17 protein-coding genes are annotated in these 12,280 nt (G+C 44.9%); 7 read left to right on the top strand and 10 right to left on the bottom strand.

The annotated features are described in order from the left end of the window. Positions 1-58 precede the first annotated feature (58 nt). Entirely contained in the window at positions 59-184 is a 126-nt protein-coding gene (locus ACSNJE_RS13785; RefSeq protein WP_495252883.1) for a hypothetical protein, read from the top strand. 246 nt (positions 185-430) lie between these two features. Here ACSNJE_RS13785 and ACSNJE_RS13780 read toward each other — a convergent pair whose 3' ends face one another. The 4 genes from ACSNJE_RS13780 to ACSNJE_RS13765 form a co-directional block, all read right to left on the bottom strand. Further along, positions 431-1,132, bottom strand: a complete 702-nt coding sequence (locus tag ACSNJE_RS13780) for a GerMN domain-containing protein (protein ID WP_013121404.1) — start codon at positions 1,130-1,132, stop codon at positions 431-433. A gap of 106 nt (positions 1,133-1,238) precedes the next feature. Continuing rightward, positions 1,239-1,931: a cytochrome c biogenesis CcdA family protein gene (locus ACSNJE_RS13775; RefSeq protein WP_495252882.1), complete on the bottom strand. Its 693-nt coding sequence runs from the start codon at positions 1,929-1,931 to the stop codon at positions 1,239-1,241. Between the two features lie 53 nt (positions 1,932-1,984). Further along, positions 1,985-2,200 (bottom strand): thioredoxin domain-containing protein, encoded by a 216-nt coding sequence (locus ACSNJE_RS13770; protein WP_013121406.1) that lies wholly within the window; start codon positions 2,198-2,200, stop codon positions 1,985-1,987. A 30-nt stretch (positions 2,201-2,230) separates the two neighbouring features. Further along, the gene (locus tag ACSNJE_RS13765) at positions 2,231-2,419 is read right to left on the bottom strand and encodes a thioredoxin domain-containing protein (RefSeq protein WP_052219079.1); all 189 of its coding nucleotides are present in this window, start codon (positions 2,417-2,419) and stop codon (positions 2,231-2,233) included. A 145-nt stretch (positions 2,420-2,564) separates the two neighbouring features. On the opposite strand from ACSNJE_RS13765, the gene ACSNJE_RS13760 reads away from it, so the two are divergent. After that, positions 2,565-2,744 (top strand): hypothetical protein, encoded by a 180-nt coding sequence (locus ACSNJE_RS13760; protein ID WP_474774627.1) that lies wholly within the window; start codon positions 2,565-2,567, stop codon positions 2,742-2,744. Between the two features lie 35 nt (positions 2,745-2,779). Here ACSNJE_RS13760 and ACSNJE_RS13755 read toward each other — a convergent pair whose 3' ends face one another. The 5 genes from ACSNJE_RS13755 to ACSNJE_RS13735 all read right to left on the bottom strand — a co-directional run bounded on the left by ACSNJE_RS13755 (position 2,780) and on the right by ACSNJE_RS13735 (position 6,370). Then, on the bottom strand, positions 2,780-3,718 hold the full coding sequence (locus tag ACSNJE_RS13755) for a metal-dependent hydrolase (protein ID WP_495252881.1): 939 nt from the start codon (positions 3,716-3,718) through the stop codon (positions 2,780-2,782). A gap of 77 nt (positions 3,719-3,795) precedes the next feature. After that, entirely contained in the window at positions 3,796-4,194 is a 399-nt protein-coding gene (locus ACSNJE_RS13750) for a DUF3147 family protein (protein ID WP_052219077.1), read from the bottom strand. 15 nt (positions 4,195-4,209) lie between these two features. Beyond that, complete coding sequence (locus ACSNJE_RS13745; RefSeq protein WP_461569989.1) at positions 4,210-4,569, bottom strand: DUF3147 family protein; 360 nt, start codon at positions 4,567-4,569, stop codon at positions 4,210-4,212. Positions 4,570-4,678: 109 nt separating this feature from the next. After that, positions 4,679-4,918 carry a hypothetical protein gene (locus ACSNJE_RS13740; protein ID WP_052219075.1) on the bottom strand — a complete coding sequence of 80 codons (240 nt, stop codon included), beginning with the start codon at positions 4,916-4,918 and terminating at the stop codon, positions 4,679-4,681. A 144-nt stretch (positions 4,919-5,062) separates the two neighbouring features. Then, positions 5,063-6,370 carry an S-layer homology domain-containing protein gene (locus tag ACSNJE_RS13735; protein WP_495252880.1) on the bottom strand — a complete coding sequence of 436 codons (1,308 nt, stop codon included), beginning with the start codon at positions 6,368-6,370 and terminating at the stop codon, positions 5,063-5,065. Between the two features lie 332 nt (positions 6,371-6,702). Here ACSNJE_RS13735 and sigI point away from each other — a divergent pair, with 332 nt between their 5' ends. The 5 genes from sigI (at position 6,703) to phnE (ending at position 11,577) form a co-directional block, all read left to right on the top strand. After that, entirely contained in the window at positions 6,703-7,425 is a 723-nt protein-coding gene (gene sigI / locus ACSNJE_RS13730; protein WP_495252879.1) for an RNA polymerase sigma-I factor, read from the top strand. Positions 7,426-7,463: 38 nt separating this feature from the next. After that, a complete protein-coding gene (locus ACSNJE_RS13725) occupies positions 7,464-8,804 on the top strand; it encodes an anti-sigma factor domain-containing protein (RefSeq protein ID WP_495252878.1) in 1,341 nt (446 codons plus the stop codon). Between the two features lie 183 nt (positions 8,805-8,987). Next, on the top strand, positions 8,988-9,884 hold the full coding sequence (gene phnD, locus ACSNJE_RS13720; RefSeq protein ID WP_474774630.1) for a phosphate/phosphite/phosphonate ABC transporter substrate-binding protein: 897 nt from the start codon (positions 8,988-8,990) through the stop codon (positions 9,882-9,884). 57 nt (positions 9,885-9,941) lie between these two features. After that, on the top strand, positions 9,942-10,715 hold the full coding sequence (locus tag ACSNJE_RS13715) for a phosphonate ABC transporter ATP-binding protein (RefSeq protein WP_495252877.1): 774 nt from the start codon (positions 9,942-9,944) through the stop codon (positions 10,713-10,715). Continuing rightward, positions 10,699-11,577, top strand: a complete 879-nt coding sequence (gene phnE, locus ACSNJE_RS13710) for a phosphonate ABC transporter, permease protein PhnE (protein ID WP_474774631.1) — start codon at positions 10,699-10,701, stop codon at positions 11,575-11,577. Before ACSNJE_RS13715 ends, phnE begins: the two co-directional genes overlap by 17 nt. A gap of 208 nt (positions 11,578-11,785) precedes the next feature. Here phnE and ACSNJE_RS13705 read toward each other — a convergent pair whose 3' ends face one another. After that, a complete protein-coding gene (locus ACSNJE_RS13705) occupies positions 11,786-12,274 on the bottom strand; it encodes a DUF6803 family protein (RefSeq protein WP_052219202.1) in 489 nt (162 codons plus the stop codon). Positions 12,275-12,280: the final 6 nt, after the last annotated feature.

Genomic DNA, 12,280 nt, shown 5'->3' with positions numbered 1-12,280 from the left:
CCTGCCTACCCTTCCCTGGGTAAGGGTGAGAAAGAGGCCGCCCCGGTGAAACAATAAGTTGCGACCTGGCGGAGGGCGGCAAGCCGGTGTTAACGACAGTGAGGGCTTGAAATCACTGTTTCCGGCACGGACGCCGGAAACCCGGCCATTGAGCCATGGACGGCGATTTGGCCGGGTTCAGTGATTTCAACCGAACGGAGTTTACACTGTCTCCGCCCGTAACCTTGGAGCAACGGTTGTTTCCTCCATAGCGGAACTCACGGCTGTGGTTTTGCAGCATCAAGCTCCCTAGTAGCGGAAAGCCCACCCACCTCTCCAATAAACCGGCAAGGAAATATCGGCGCGAAGGAATCATTTAACCTCCCCTTATCCTTTTATTAACTTTGTTTTCTGTCTGGGGGGTGCATCAAAGAGTAAGGCAGACCTCTTATCACTTAATTATATCAGTATTTCGTTCAAAGGGTTTGGACAGGTCCATGTGCCCAGCAAGGGTATCAACCTTTTGGCCGTCAATCAGAATCTGTACTTTCTCAACGGTGGGGAATTGAGTCAGCACATCAACAATTGAATATACCGTCAGCAGTTCGCCGGTAGAACCGCCCCAATGATTATCCCTTAATTCTTTACTGAAATCAACTGTACAAAGACCATTTTCAATGTTAATGTCTTTCAGTTTGGTCCCGGAAGGAATGGTCCTCTGCAGCCCATCACCCTTTCGGGGGCCCTTAATCAGTTCTTCCAGGGCCGCCCTAGCAATACCCTCTTTTTTCGGAATACGCATGGTTTGTGCTTTTAGATACTCTCCGTCTTTATCGGCATAATACAAAACAATTTTCACTGTTTCCCTGGCGGTCTTTGTACTCATGGCAGTGGCTGTCTCCGTTCTCTCGTTATTCCTGTTTCCGGCAGCGGTTTCATCTGCATTTTCGGACTTGCTACTTGCGGGCTTGCTTTTGAAAGCCGCTTCTCTTTGCAAATCCATAGTTGTTTTGCCGGTTACCACTTTCCAATGACTTTCCTTAAGTTTGTCCCACGAAATGTTATGCAGGGACCCACTTCCCATAGCCAGTCCAACGGCTAATAACAGTCCCACTCCCACCATCAGTTTTTCTCCGAACTTGCCTGAAAACATCTGAATCCTCCTTCCAATTTTTCCGTAGTGTTTGTCCTACACTACACTATATTGAGGAGGACATACTTTTATGACTTTCCGGAGAAAAATTTTCCAAAAAAATTTTTTAATACCATCTTGCCAGCACAAGAAAATATAAACCAACCAGGATCACAATCACGCCTGAAGCTTTAGTGATATAGGCCGTCCACTGCTGAAACTTACGCAAGCTGGTTAGAAAAGCAGCAAAAGTCCCGGCAATAACCAACGGCAAGCCGTGTCCCAAACCGTAAATAAATAACATGGCTGCACCAGTACCGATATTGCCCTGCGCTGCAATGTAGGTCATAATTACAGCCAGTACCGGTGTGGCACAGGGTGAAGCCACCAGTCCGAAAAGCATGCCAATAAAGAAAGAAGGCAACAAACCTCTACTCTTAATGGGCATCTTCTTTAACGTCGGAAACTTAATATTGATGACTTCCAGTAACTGCAGGCCCATTACAATTGCGACAAAAGCGATAACATAATACCATCCTTTGCCGATCTGGCCGAAAATCTTACCCAGCAAGGCAGCAAAAATGCCGAGCAAGGCAAAGGTAACAGCCAGACCTAAAACAAAGACAAAGGACATAACAAAGCCCCGGGAACGGGATCTTTCCGAATAACCACCGATATAACCCATCATCACGGGAACCATTGATAATATGCAAGGGCTGAGGCTGGTTAAAATACCACCGAGAAAAACCACCAAAAAGGTTAACAGGGAAACATGTTGCACTAAATTGGGGAGTGTTTCATTAAAAAATGTTTCTAACACCTAGCCACCCCTTTCACAAAAAACATTCTCGAAATAACCGACTGTTGACAGGGTTATTTATCCGGCAACAGTTGTTGGATGTATTTTTCCAATGTCTTTTGCGTGGTAACTCCCGTATAGCTTTGCACCACGTTACCTTTGGCATCTATAAACCTGAAATTGGGGATGGCATCAACCTGAAATTCGGCAGCCAAAGTATTCCCCTGTGGGTCATCAACGTCAGCCACGATAAATTCCACCTGCCTGCCGTATTTTTCCTTCAGAGCCATAATCACGGGCTCCATCTGCCGGCAGCCCGGTCACCAACTGGCATAAAACTCCAGAAAAACGGGTTTTCCCTGGCCTTTGGCTTTGGCGAAAGCGTCAGCCGGATTTGGCGTAACGGCAAATTTTTCTTCCCCTTTTGACATAAAACTCGGAGCGGCCATAATCCCAATGATCACAATAACTAAAACCGCCAGTATAATTATTCTTCCCGTCTTTGACAATATACCCTAACCCCCTTCCCGTAATATTAATATACGCTATTATACCATATAAATTAAAATCGTCATAATAAATTTAGGGCGACAGATTATTTTTCCGCCAGAAAGCAAAGAATATTAGATACAAAAGCAGGCACGGAGGTGCACAATGGATAAGCTGGAAAAAGTCAATAAACTTATCGAAAAAGCAAAAGAAAATTACGCCAACATATCAAATAATATAATTCCCGGCATTCAGGGCGTCAGCATCGAAGGAGTCGACCTTATTCCGCTTGGCGGAGATGCAAAAGCAAATCATGAAGAACCGAATAAAAAATCGCACCAATAAAAGTGGTTGTTTAAAGGCTAAAGAGGCGCTGTTTCCTAGAATGACAGGTTATGCTTTTTGCTGTAGGGTTGAAACACCGCTTCAGCAATTTCACATTCCCGGCTTAACACAACCTTGGCGTTGTGCAAAAAGTCATCCCGCACAAAATAACGCAAATCAGCAAAACAGACCACATGGTTTTCCCCATCCTGATAGTAATGGATATGATAATAGGGAGTAAAGCTTTGAAACAAGCGGCCAATCTTTGAATATAAGGCCTTTTGAATAATATGGTTGTGGGGCACTTTTTCCAATACTCTCCTAATGCCCGTTTCAAAAGACAACCACTTTGCTTCTCCAACAATATACTTGTTTCTTGTTTCCACCAGAAAACTCCAGTCCCACAGGCTAACCATAGCCGGCATGACAATAATGCGCTCAATATCCTGTTCCCTGTATTGTTCACTCAGAAACAGAAAAACAGAATGCCTCATGTACAATCTGAATAACAAATAAATTACCGTTAAAACCAATATGACCAAGGAAACCCGGGGAAAGCTGCCCGGCCAGAATAGAGCGGCCAAACAAAGACCTGCCAGAACCGGGTCGAAAAGCACCAGCAGGTTAAGAGAATACTTTTTTTTGCTCAACGGCCATAATACCTGGGCTCCATAGGAGTTAAGCACGTCAAGAAAAACATGGGAAAGCCCGCCCAATAAAGCCCAGGCAAACAAAGCAACAAACCTGTATCCGGATAACAGGTATACCGCCAAGGCAATCAGACTGGCATTACATATCAGGCCCGGCACGGAATGGGACATGCCCCGGTGGTTTTTTAGATAAGCTATATGTCCCCGCAACTGGTAAACTATATCCATGTCCGGCATTAAAGAGCCTAGCACCGTTGAAAGATACAAGGGATCAGATATCGAAAGCTTTTCGCCGGAAATACCGGCGATTACGGTACCTACCAGAAAATGTGTCACAGGATCCATACCAGAGCCTCCCCCATCCAGTATGCGTGTTCATTATAGCATAACTGCGGGGGAAAATAATCGGCCAAAATATGGAGTTATATGGCCTTCCTTTTCATCCTGATGCTATAGAATTTTTCCTGTAAACGGTTGACGGTCATGGAACTTATTACCCAGACAGGTACAGACAAACCGATGCCCAGCAGCCATTTACCTGTCCACCTGATAAAAAATATAGCGGCAATAACACATAAAGCGCACCCTATCATTCCCGCTACCGCACCCTGGGCTACTTCCCCCGCCATTTTATCGCCATCCCTTCTTCCAGTTAAAGCCACAGAAGCTATCATGACAGCCGGAAAAGCAGCAAAAAGCCCAGCTACGATTTTCCACGGAATAACGAAAGACAATAAATAGCATCCTACAACAGCAAGACCTCCCAGACTAAACCTTGTTAAAATTTCTGCCAGGTTATCACTTATAAGTTTACTTTTCACCTTTGCCCCTCCCAGTCAGAAACGTAAAGCTGCGATAATGGCTGCGCCGGTAAAAGCCCAAACAAAGAAAGTATAAACCAGGCCCTTTTTATACCCAGTCCGGGGGATAAGCCAACCAGCCACCAGACATGCGATAATATTGGCCACCATTCCGACCAAGGCTCCTTTTGAAACCTGCAGTACCAGATGATTAGCTAAATGAAGGTTTTTGCCCGCTCCCACCGAAATGACTGATGCCAGAAAAACCCCGGGGAAAGCGGCAAAAATACCCCCAAACCTGCCTCCGACCTTTTTCCCCAAGAGATATGCGGCGGCAACACTGCCGCCGCCTAAAACAAATCTGAGTAAAACGCCCAAAAAAGTAATTTCCTGCATCTCTGTTACACTTCCCTGTATAGCCTGTTTTAATGAAACAATTCTCTTTTTTACTGGGAATGGTACAAATTAGTTTTTAATAGTGGAAAAACTGCGGTTTCCCGCAGTCCTATTCATTAGTGGCAGGCGTCTGATAAGTTATCAGCCCTTCGTGCATAAACTGAATGATCCGTTTGGTGGAAATTCCCGATTGCGCGCTCAGTTCCAAAAGAGATATTTTAGGATTGACCCTGACACAATCCCTGATTTTAGCCATCTCCCGGTCTCTTTTTTGGGAACACTCCGGACAGATTGCTTCGCTTTCGGAGGTTATTAATTTACCGCATTCTCTACAGTTTACCAGTGCCATTGTAAAATCACCCTTTGCAAGCAGAAGGATTTTTTCTACCCTGATTCTTATTTTATATAATTATTGTGTGATAGTAAATAATTATACAGGAACAAAAAACCAAACACCGGATAAATTTCCGGTGTTTAACGGCATATCAGTAAATTATTTGATTATTTTGATTGCAGCTCCGTCTGCATTCAACTCTACCTTCACCTGGTCGCCAACGCCAATATCCTCGAGATCAGCTTCTTTATCGTCCACAATAACTTTTGCATCTTCGGAAACGTTGTATGTAACCTTAAGTACTCCAAACCTAAGGAGTTCCAGTTTCTTATTGGCAGTGTCAATGGCTGTGACCTCTCCTCCGATATACTTCTTGTCCGCCGTAAACTCTTTAGCCTCCAGATAGGCCACATTTCCTTCAGCATTCAACAGCAGCAAGACCCTGTCGCCTGCTTCAAGGTCTCCCAGCTCAGCAGGCTGCCCGTTTCTGTAAATTGCGGCTTCGTCAATAACCTTATAATCTTTAACTTCTTTATAAACAGAATCATAAACAGAATCGTAAACAGAATCAGTTACATTGGAGGCCACACTGATTATTGCATTTGCCGCGTCTACCGATACCAGAATGCCTTTCACCCGGCCATTTTTCAAACAGGTTCCCAATTTATCCTCCAAGAGCCCCAGGAGCGTAGCCATCTCGGCCCGTGTTACGGGTTTATTGGGCTTAAAGGTTTTGTCGTCGTAACCCTTGATCAAATCGTTAAGTACCGCCAAAATTAAGTACTCTTTGCTGGTTTCATCTAATGTATTGGTATCAGAGAAATATACGGCCGCCTGAACAGCATCCTCGCCGGGGTCTATGCCAAGGGCTTTAACCAGGATAGTGGTTACAGCTATGCGGGATGCTGCTCTATTCGGTTGAAAATGGACAGAAGGGTCAATTAAATTCTTATCGATGGCCACGGCTACATATCCCACTGCCCACTTGGGGACGGCTGCCATATTGTTATACGGCAATGTGGCATCCATTTTGGCCTGTGCTTCATCCTCATATCCCAGTGCTTTTACAACCATGGTTATTACTTCGGCCATGGTTACCGGCTTATTGGGCTGGAACGTGCCGTTGGCATAACCGCGGACTACACCTTCCAGGTTCAATCTCTCAATATTTTTCTTGGCCCAATGGTTGGCAATATCGGGCATCTTTTTCCTCACTTGGTTTTTTATTTGATTTCTTTCCCGGTTCTTACCCTGCTGCTTATTGTTCTCTTTTAATTGTTCCTTCTGACCGGCCTGACCATTTCCCTTGTCAACTTCCTTGTTGTAAACTGACTCACTAACCTTTTGCTGAATTCCAAATATTATCTGGTAATCATTGTCCCCGGCAGCAAATGCTATCCCCGGTAGCAAAAAGGTCACCACCAGCGCCAAGGATGTCAAAACCGCCCAAAACTTTTTTGTTTTCATAGGATTCCCTCCTCTTAAAGTTAATTAACTTTGAAACCGGTATGAACTTGGCCTTGCGACCCCTTTGTTCTATTATTACGAATCCCGCTTTACCTTTTCGAGGGTAGTTCCTAAAATTTCTATTTCCGAGATCTTACCGAAGGTGCGTAAAATCCGGCCTTTAGGTCCGGGGATTATAAGACGTATCGGGCGTTAGCGAGGAAGCCAACCAAATATGTTTGATTTCCCAGCACCCCTTAAAAAAAAGCAGGAATGGCGTATCAATTTATAGAAACCGGTAATGGACTTGAACAAAGTCATGAAAAACATGTTTTTCATGATGGGGTGTTTATATGGCCTACGATTCCCACCAGAAACTGATTGATTCGATCAAAAAAATTAAAAATGGCGATCTGGCCGCCAGAGACCAACTGCTGAACGAGTATCGTCCCTTTATCTGGAAAGTTGCATCGGGCATTTGTAAACGCTCCCTAACCTGGGGAGTTGATGACGAACTGAGCGTTGCTCTTATCGCCTTTAACGATGCTCTGGATGCCTATGAACCGGGCAAAAACGTTTCTTTTCTGACCTACTCCAGAGTGATAATACTAAACCGTTTGAAGGATTTGTTCCGGAAGCAAGCAAAACTGTCCAACGAGGTACCTTTTGAGACAGAGTTGGAAAACGGCGAAATTTTTAACCCGGCAGACACCAAGGTCGCCTGGGAAGAATATCAAAATAAAACGATTGAAGATGAACGCCAGGAAGAACTGGAACGTTATGAAAAACTAATCAGGGATTTTGGAATTGAATTCGAAGACCTGGTGGAATGTTCTCCAAAACACCGGGACTCAAGGGAAACCTTGTTTACAGTAGCCCGGACCCTGGTGAATAATAAGGAATTGATGGATCACCTGCTTTTTAGAAAACAACTTCCGTTAAACAGCTTGCAGGATCTAACCGGGGTAAACAGAAAAACCCTGGAACGAGGGCGCAAATTCATTATTGCTACGGCTTTAGCGCTGTACTTTAAGGAAGATTTTATCTATCTTTACTCTTATATAAACTTCAAATAATTTTTAAAGGTTGGTTTTTACAGAAAGAGGTAAGAATTATGACTGGGCAAAGAGGATTAATAGTTAAAATTAAGGGTTCTCACTGCATTGTAGTTACGGCAGACGGCATTTACAAAGAAATTCCCCTGCCTACAACCCCTGTCAGGGTTGGGTCTGAAATTTACTTTAACGAAAGGACCCGGCGGCATTTAATAAGACCCGTCGCGCTGGCAGCCTCGATTATTGTTTTACTTTTTTCTTTAGCTTTACTGCGTTCTGTCGTTACACCCCAACCGGCTGCTTTCGTGTCGCTGGATATTAACCCGAGCATTGAACTGGCCGTTAATCAAAATCTCCAGGTAATCGCCACGGAAAGCTATAACCCTGACGGAGCAAAATTGCTCGAAAATGTTCGGCTTAAAGGAATAAACTTAAACCAGGCTGTCCGCACGCTTGTTAACGAGGCCACCAGAAAACATTACCTGTCGCCTGACCGTGAAGGTATGATTGTAGCCACTATTGCCCAGTCCCTTGCCGAAAAAATTATAAATAATGAAGCATTGAACAACGAACTGGCCGGAGCAACCAAAATAAATAACGTTAAAGCCAGGATTCTGGTGTATGAAGTTGATGAAACTTTGCGCCAGTCAGCCAGAGAGCAGGGACTTACAGCAGGAAAATACCTGGTTTTTCGCCAGGCACAGGCCGCCGGTATAAAGGTCCGGGCCGGCGATATAAAAACCAAAAGTATCCGTAGTTTTATAGAAGCCTATAAAATCAACCTGCTGCCCAACAATAAAATAATCGTCCTGAAAAAATTGAAAAACCTCCCCGGAGAAACCATCGAGCTCGATAACCTGTTACAAAACCAAAAATACTTGCCAAACAATGAAAAGGTCAGAAACACCAACGGGCGGGAAATGACCGAGGTTACCGAAAAGCCGACGGGCATACAAAATCAGCCGATTTTTCCCAACAGTAATAATAACGGTCATCCGGGGGCCCGGTCAGGTAATCCCAAGACCAAGGGCAACAATTCACAAAAAGGCCAACAGAAAAATCAAAATCCAACTCCCGCCAAAGACAGGGAACTCAACCTGCCCAGGCAAAAAAAGCAGGTAAACGACAAGAAAACCGATCTGCAACCGGTAGAAAATACAAAAACTAATAGGGCACAGGATTCCTCCCCGGGGAGTACCCCTGGTAGCGGAACAAGCGGGAATGCGGTGACGCCACCGGCAGACCACGGCAATACAGGTTCGGACTCCTCAGGTCCTGCAAATGGCAGCGGAAAATCAGGTACTGGAAGTTCTTCCGGCTCTTCTGGTTCCGGCCCTTTAGGTCCCGGCGGTTCCGGTTCTTCCGGCGGCTCAGGTGGTTCTGGAGGAAGGACAAGATAATTTTGTATTTCTTTCAGTCAGGTAAAATAAAGTATTTATATCATAGCTTTTCATGCCATATCAAATAAAATTTCCATAAAAAATGTTTATTGAATATTTTATGGGGCTAAAAAATGTCAATTAGACAAACTTACTTAGTAGTGCTATATTTTTAATTAGCATTACTAAGGAGGTTAGTAGGAAATGAAAACTTTATTGAAAATTATTTGTTTGACAGTTTTAGTACTTGCCTTCGGCATGTTATTAATTGGCTGTTCCGGCAAGACGGTAAATAGTAGTTCCGAAAAAAAAGCTGCCATAACAAAGGTTTTACGGGTTGGATTAGTTCCTAATCAGGCTCCGGATAAAATCAAAGCCAAATATGAACCTTTTAAGGATTACCTTTCCAGCAAACTGGGCATGAAAGTTGAACTATTTGTCGCCAACAACTATGCCGGGGTTGTAGAAGCCATGGCAAGCAATAAACTGGATATGGCCTATTTCGGCGGTCTTACCTATGTCCAGGCCAGGCAAAAGGTTCCGGTACACCCCATCGTTACCGAAGTAGACAGTGAAACAAAAACTACCAAGTATTACAGCCTTATTATTGCCCCGGCAGATAGTCCGGTGAAGACCCTGGCTGACCTAAAGGGCAAAATCTTTGCCTTTGGAGACATCAGTTCTACCTCAGGGTCCCTCTATCCCCGTATAATGCTTGACAAAGCAGGCCTTAAGGTACCTGATGATTTTGCCAATGTCATATACACCGGAAAACATGATGCTACTGCCCTGGCCGTCCAGAACGGGAAAGTAGATGCCGGCGGTCTGGAAGGCAGGATACTGAACAGGCTTATTACTGAAGGAAAAATTGATAAAAGTAAAATAAAGGTTTTAGCTAAATCTGACTACATAGAAGGCTATCCCTGGGTAGTTCTCGATTCAATGGACAAAGAACTGGAGAATAAAATAATTGACGCCTTTCTGACCATGAATGACAAAAAACTGCTTAAACTAATGAACGCTGTAAGGTACGAAAAGGTCACTGCCGAGGATTACAAGTATATTGAAGAACAGGCAGCCCGGTTAGGCCTTCTTAAATAACCGGGAATAACGGCAGTATTATTACCGACAAAAATTTTGATAACCGAGGCAGGCGAAATGGAAGGAACAGCTACTTTTAATCCAGAGATAATCAGGGCAAATAACCTGGTGAAGATCTACGCAACAGGAGTAACAGGCCTTAATGGTCTGAACCTGAGCATATCCCGGGGAGAAATGGTGGGAATACTCGGGGCCAGCGGTTCCGGGAAAACCACCTTTTTCCGGTTGCTCAACGGGTCTATTACCCCAACGAGGGGGGAACTTTTTGTCTTGGGGAAACGCCTTGGCCGTCTCCCTTACAAATCACTGCAGAAATTGCGCTCCCGGATGGCCCTGGTTTACCAGAATCATAATATTATACCCGGTTTGACGGTAGCCCAGAATGTACTAATGGGGAGACTGGGAAAAGTTTCTCTTCTACGGGCGGTCAGGATGGCTCTTTTACAAACAAATAAAGAACTCGAAGATATACACCATGTGCTCGACCAGTTAGGACTGGCTGATAAAATGTTTCACCACGCCACAGATCTTTCCGGGGGCCAGCAACAACGTGTGGCTATTGCCAGGGCTTTATTTAGTGATGCAGAGATTATCCTGGCAGATGAACCGATTGCGTCCGTCGATTATAAGACAGCAGAAACGGTCCTTACCCTCTTAAAGAATCTTAACCGGGATAAACAGACCACTATTATAATGAACCTGCACCAACAAGACTTTGCCCTTAACTTTTGCCCCCGGATAGTGGTTCTTGATAAGGGGAATCTGGTTTATGACGGGCCGCCGGAAAATTGGATTTGTGGAGGGAGAAAGAATATTGTTTCCGGAAAATAGACTCAGCCAGCAAAGAAAAATCAGCTACCTGAATCTGTTTTTAATCCTCCTTTTTCTCTTTTTGTTTACCTGGAGCGCCAAAGCCACTCGTTTCAATCCGGCGGCTTTCACTGACCCTGCGAACTTGACCGGCATCGGGCGTTTTGTCTCCGGGCTGTGGCCCATTGAACATAGTCCTGAATTCCTAAAGAACACTGGCATCCTTCTTGTTGAAACTATAGAGATTTCCGTAGTTGGTACAGTACTGGCAGTAGTATTTGCCATCCCTTTAACCCTTGGAGCAACTAGGTTAAGGGGTGAAGAGTTTTCCAGGAGTAGCCGCGGCACTTTATACTGGCTGGGAAGATGGTCGGTCTACTATGGGTCACGATTTATTCTCAATCTATGCCGAGGAATTCCCGAATTGCTCTGGGCGCTTATCTTTGTAGTTGCGGTTGGCTTGGGCCCTTTCCCGGGGGTACTGGCTTTAGCTGCCCATAGCACCGGGGTACTGGGCAAGCTTTATGCTGAAATACTGGAATCAGTAGACCAGCGGCTGGTGGAAACAGGACGGGCAACAGGGGCAAGTGAGTTGGCAGTCCTTTTATTTGTGAAAATCCCGGCTAGCCTTCCCGTATTGCTCTCATATACTTTATTCAGGTGGGAATGTAACATGCGGGCGGCCACTGTCCTTGGGTTTGTTGGCGCCGGAGGAATTGGCACTCAGCTCACTATCAGTATGCAGCTCTTCGCCTATGATGAAGTATCCACCTTAGTTTTGGCCATTTTGGGTTTGATTTTCCTCGTTGATATTGTCGGACAGGTAATAAGGACACGCATCCTGGACCATTCCGTCAGGTGTAACAGCGATTTGTTGTCATAGGAATCGAGTAAGGTAAAGCCGAAGTAATTTACTTCGGCTTTATCCTTCTGACAGAACCGTACGTACGGGCCGCGCATACCGGCTCCTGGTAAAGGCTCCCCGCTGGTTAGGTGACAGGGTTTTTCTCAACCCATCGGCTCAGCAGACATGCCGGACGAACACTGAAGCGCTGCCTCATGAGCAGCGCTTTTTTGGAAAACTTCCTTATTTACATTGCCATCCCACTGCCACCGTAGGTAAAAATATCGGGATTGAGCATCCCCAGTATCATGGCCACATGGGCCACTACGAGGAATATGGCAACAAAGACAGCGTGTAGTTTTAGTTTCTCCTCTTCTGTTTTGCCGCGCCCCAACAACCCGATTTCCAACAAACTGATCCCGAAAAGCGGAATCACTCCCGACAGGTAGAAACCTACCGCCAGAATATCTACAATACCTCTCCACTCCCCGCCGGCGGTAAGTGGAATCACCGCTGTTTTAAAGAGATAGATAAAAATTCCTACAAAATAAAAACCTGCTATAATTCCTGCAATTTTGTTGAGCCTTCTTAAGCCCCCAGAAAGGTTTCTCCCGAACAAAATAAAAAGCTCTGATACTGCAACGGTTTCAGCCAGGATAACAGGAATGGCCATGAAAATAATCAGATTCCAGGGTTGATTGGTAGCAAGCAATTCCATGTAATGGGTCATGTTCAACTTCTT

The sequence above is a fragment of the Thermincola sp. GK-1 genome, assembly GCF_059412445.1.
The sequence above is the reverse complement of the archived record's forward strand: the minus strand, read 5'-3'. Positions and strand labels throughout refer to the sequence as shown.

What these genes read in the sequence shown, in the direction of transcription:
- ACSNJE_RS13770 (WP_013121406.1), bottom strand. Translation starts at nt 2,200, where the DNA reads ATGGCTCTGAAGGAAAAATACGGCAGGCAGGTGGAATTTATCGTGGCT.
- ACSNJE_RS13715 (WP_495252877.1), top strand. Translation starts at nt 9,942, where the DNA reads ATGGAAGGAACAGCTACTTTTAATCCAGAGATAATCAGGGCAAATAAC.
- ACSNJE_RS13740 (WP_052219075.1), bottom strand. Translation starts at nt 4,918, where the DNA reads ATGGCACTGGTAAACTGTAGAGAATGCGGTAAATTAATAACCTCCGAA.
- ACSNJE_RS13755 (WP_495252881.1), bottom strand. Translation starts at nt 3,718, where the DNA reads ATGGATCCTGTGACACATTTTCTGGTAGGTACCGTAATCGCCGGTATT.
- ACSNJE_RS13780 (WP_013121404.1), bottom strand. Translation starts at nt 1,132, where the DNA reads ATGTTTTCAGGCAAGTTCGGAGAAAAACTGATGGTGGGAGTGGGACTG.
- ACSNJE_RS13735 (WP_495252880.1), bottom strand. Translation starts at nt 6,370, where the DNA reads ATGAAAACAAAAAAGTTTTGGGCGGTTTTGACATCCTTGGCGCTGGTG.
- ACSNJE_RS13760 (WP_474774627.1), top strand. Translation starts at nt 2,565, where the DNA reads ATGGATAAGCTGGAAAAAGTCAATAAACTTATCGAAAAAGCAAAAGAA.
- ACSNJE_RS13725 (WP_495252878.1), top strand. Translation starts at nt 7,464, where the DNA reads ATGACTGGGCAAAGAGGATTAATAGTTAAAATTAAGGGTTCTCACTGC.
- ACSNJE_RS13745 (WP_461569989.1), bottom strand. Translation starts at nt 4,569, where the DNA reads ATGCAGGAAATTACTTTTTTGGGCGTTTTACTCAGATTTGTTTTAGGC.
- phnD (WP_474774630.1), top strand. Translation starts at nt 8,988, where the DNA reads ATGAAAACTTTATTGAAAATTATTTGTTTGACAGTTTTAGTACTTGCC.
- sigI (WP_495252879.1), top strand. Translation starts at nt 6,703, where the DNA reads ATGGCCTACGATTCCCACCAGAAACTGATTGATTCGATCAAAAAAATT.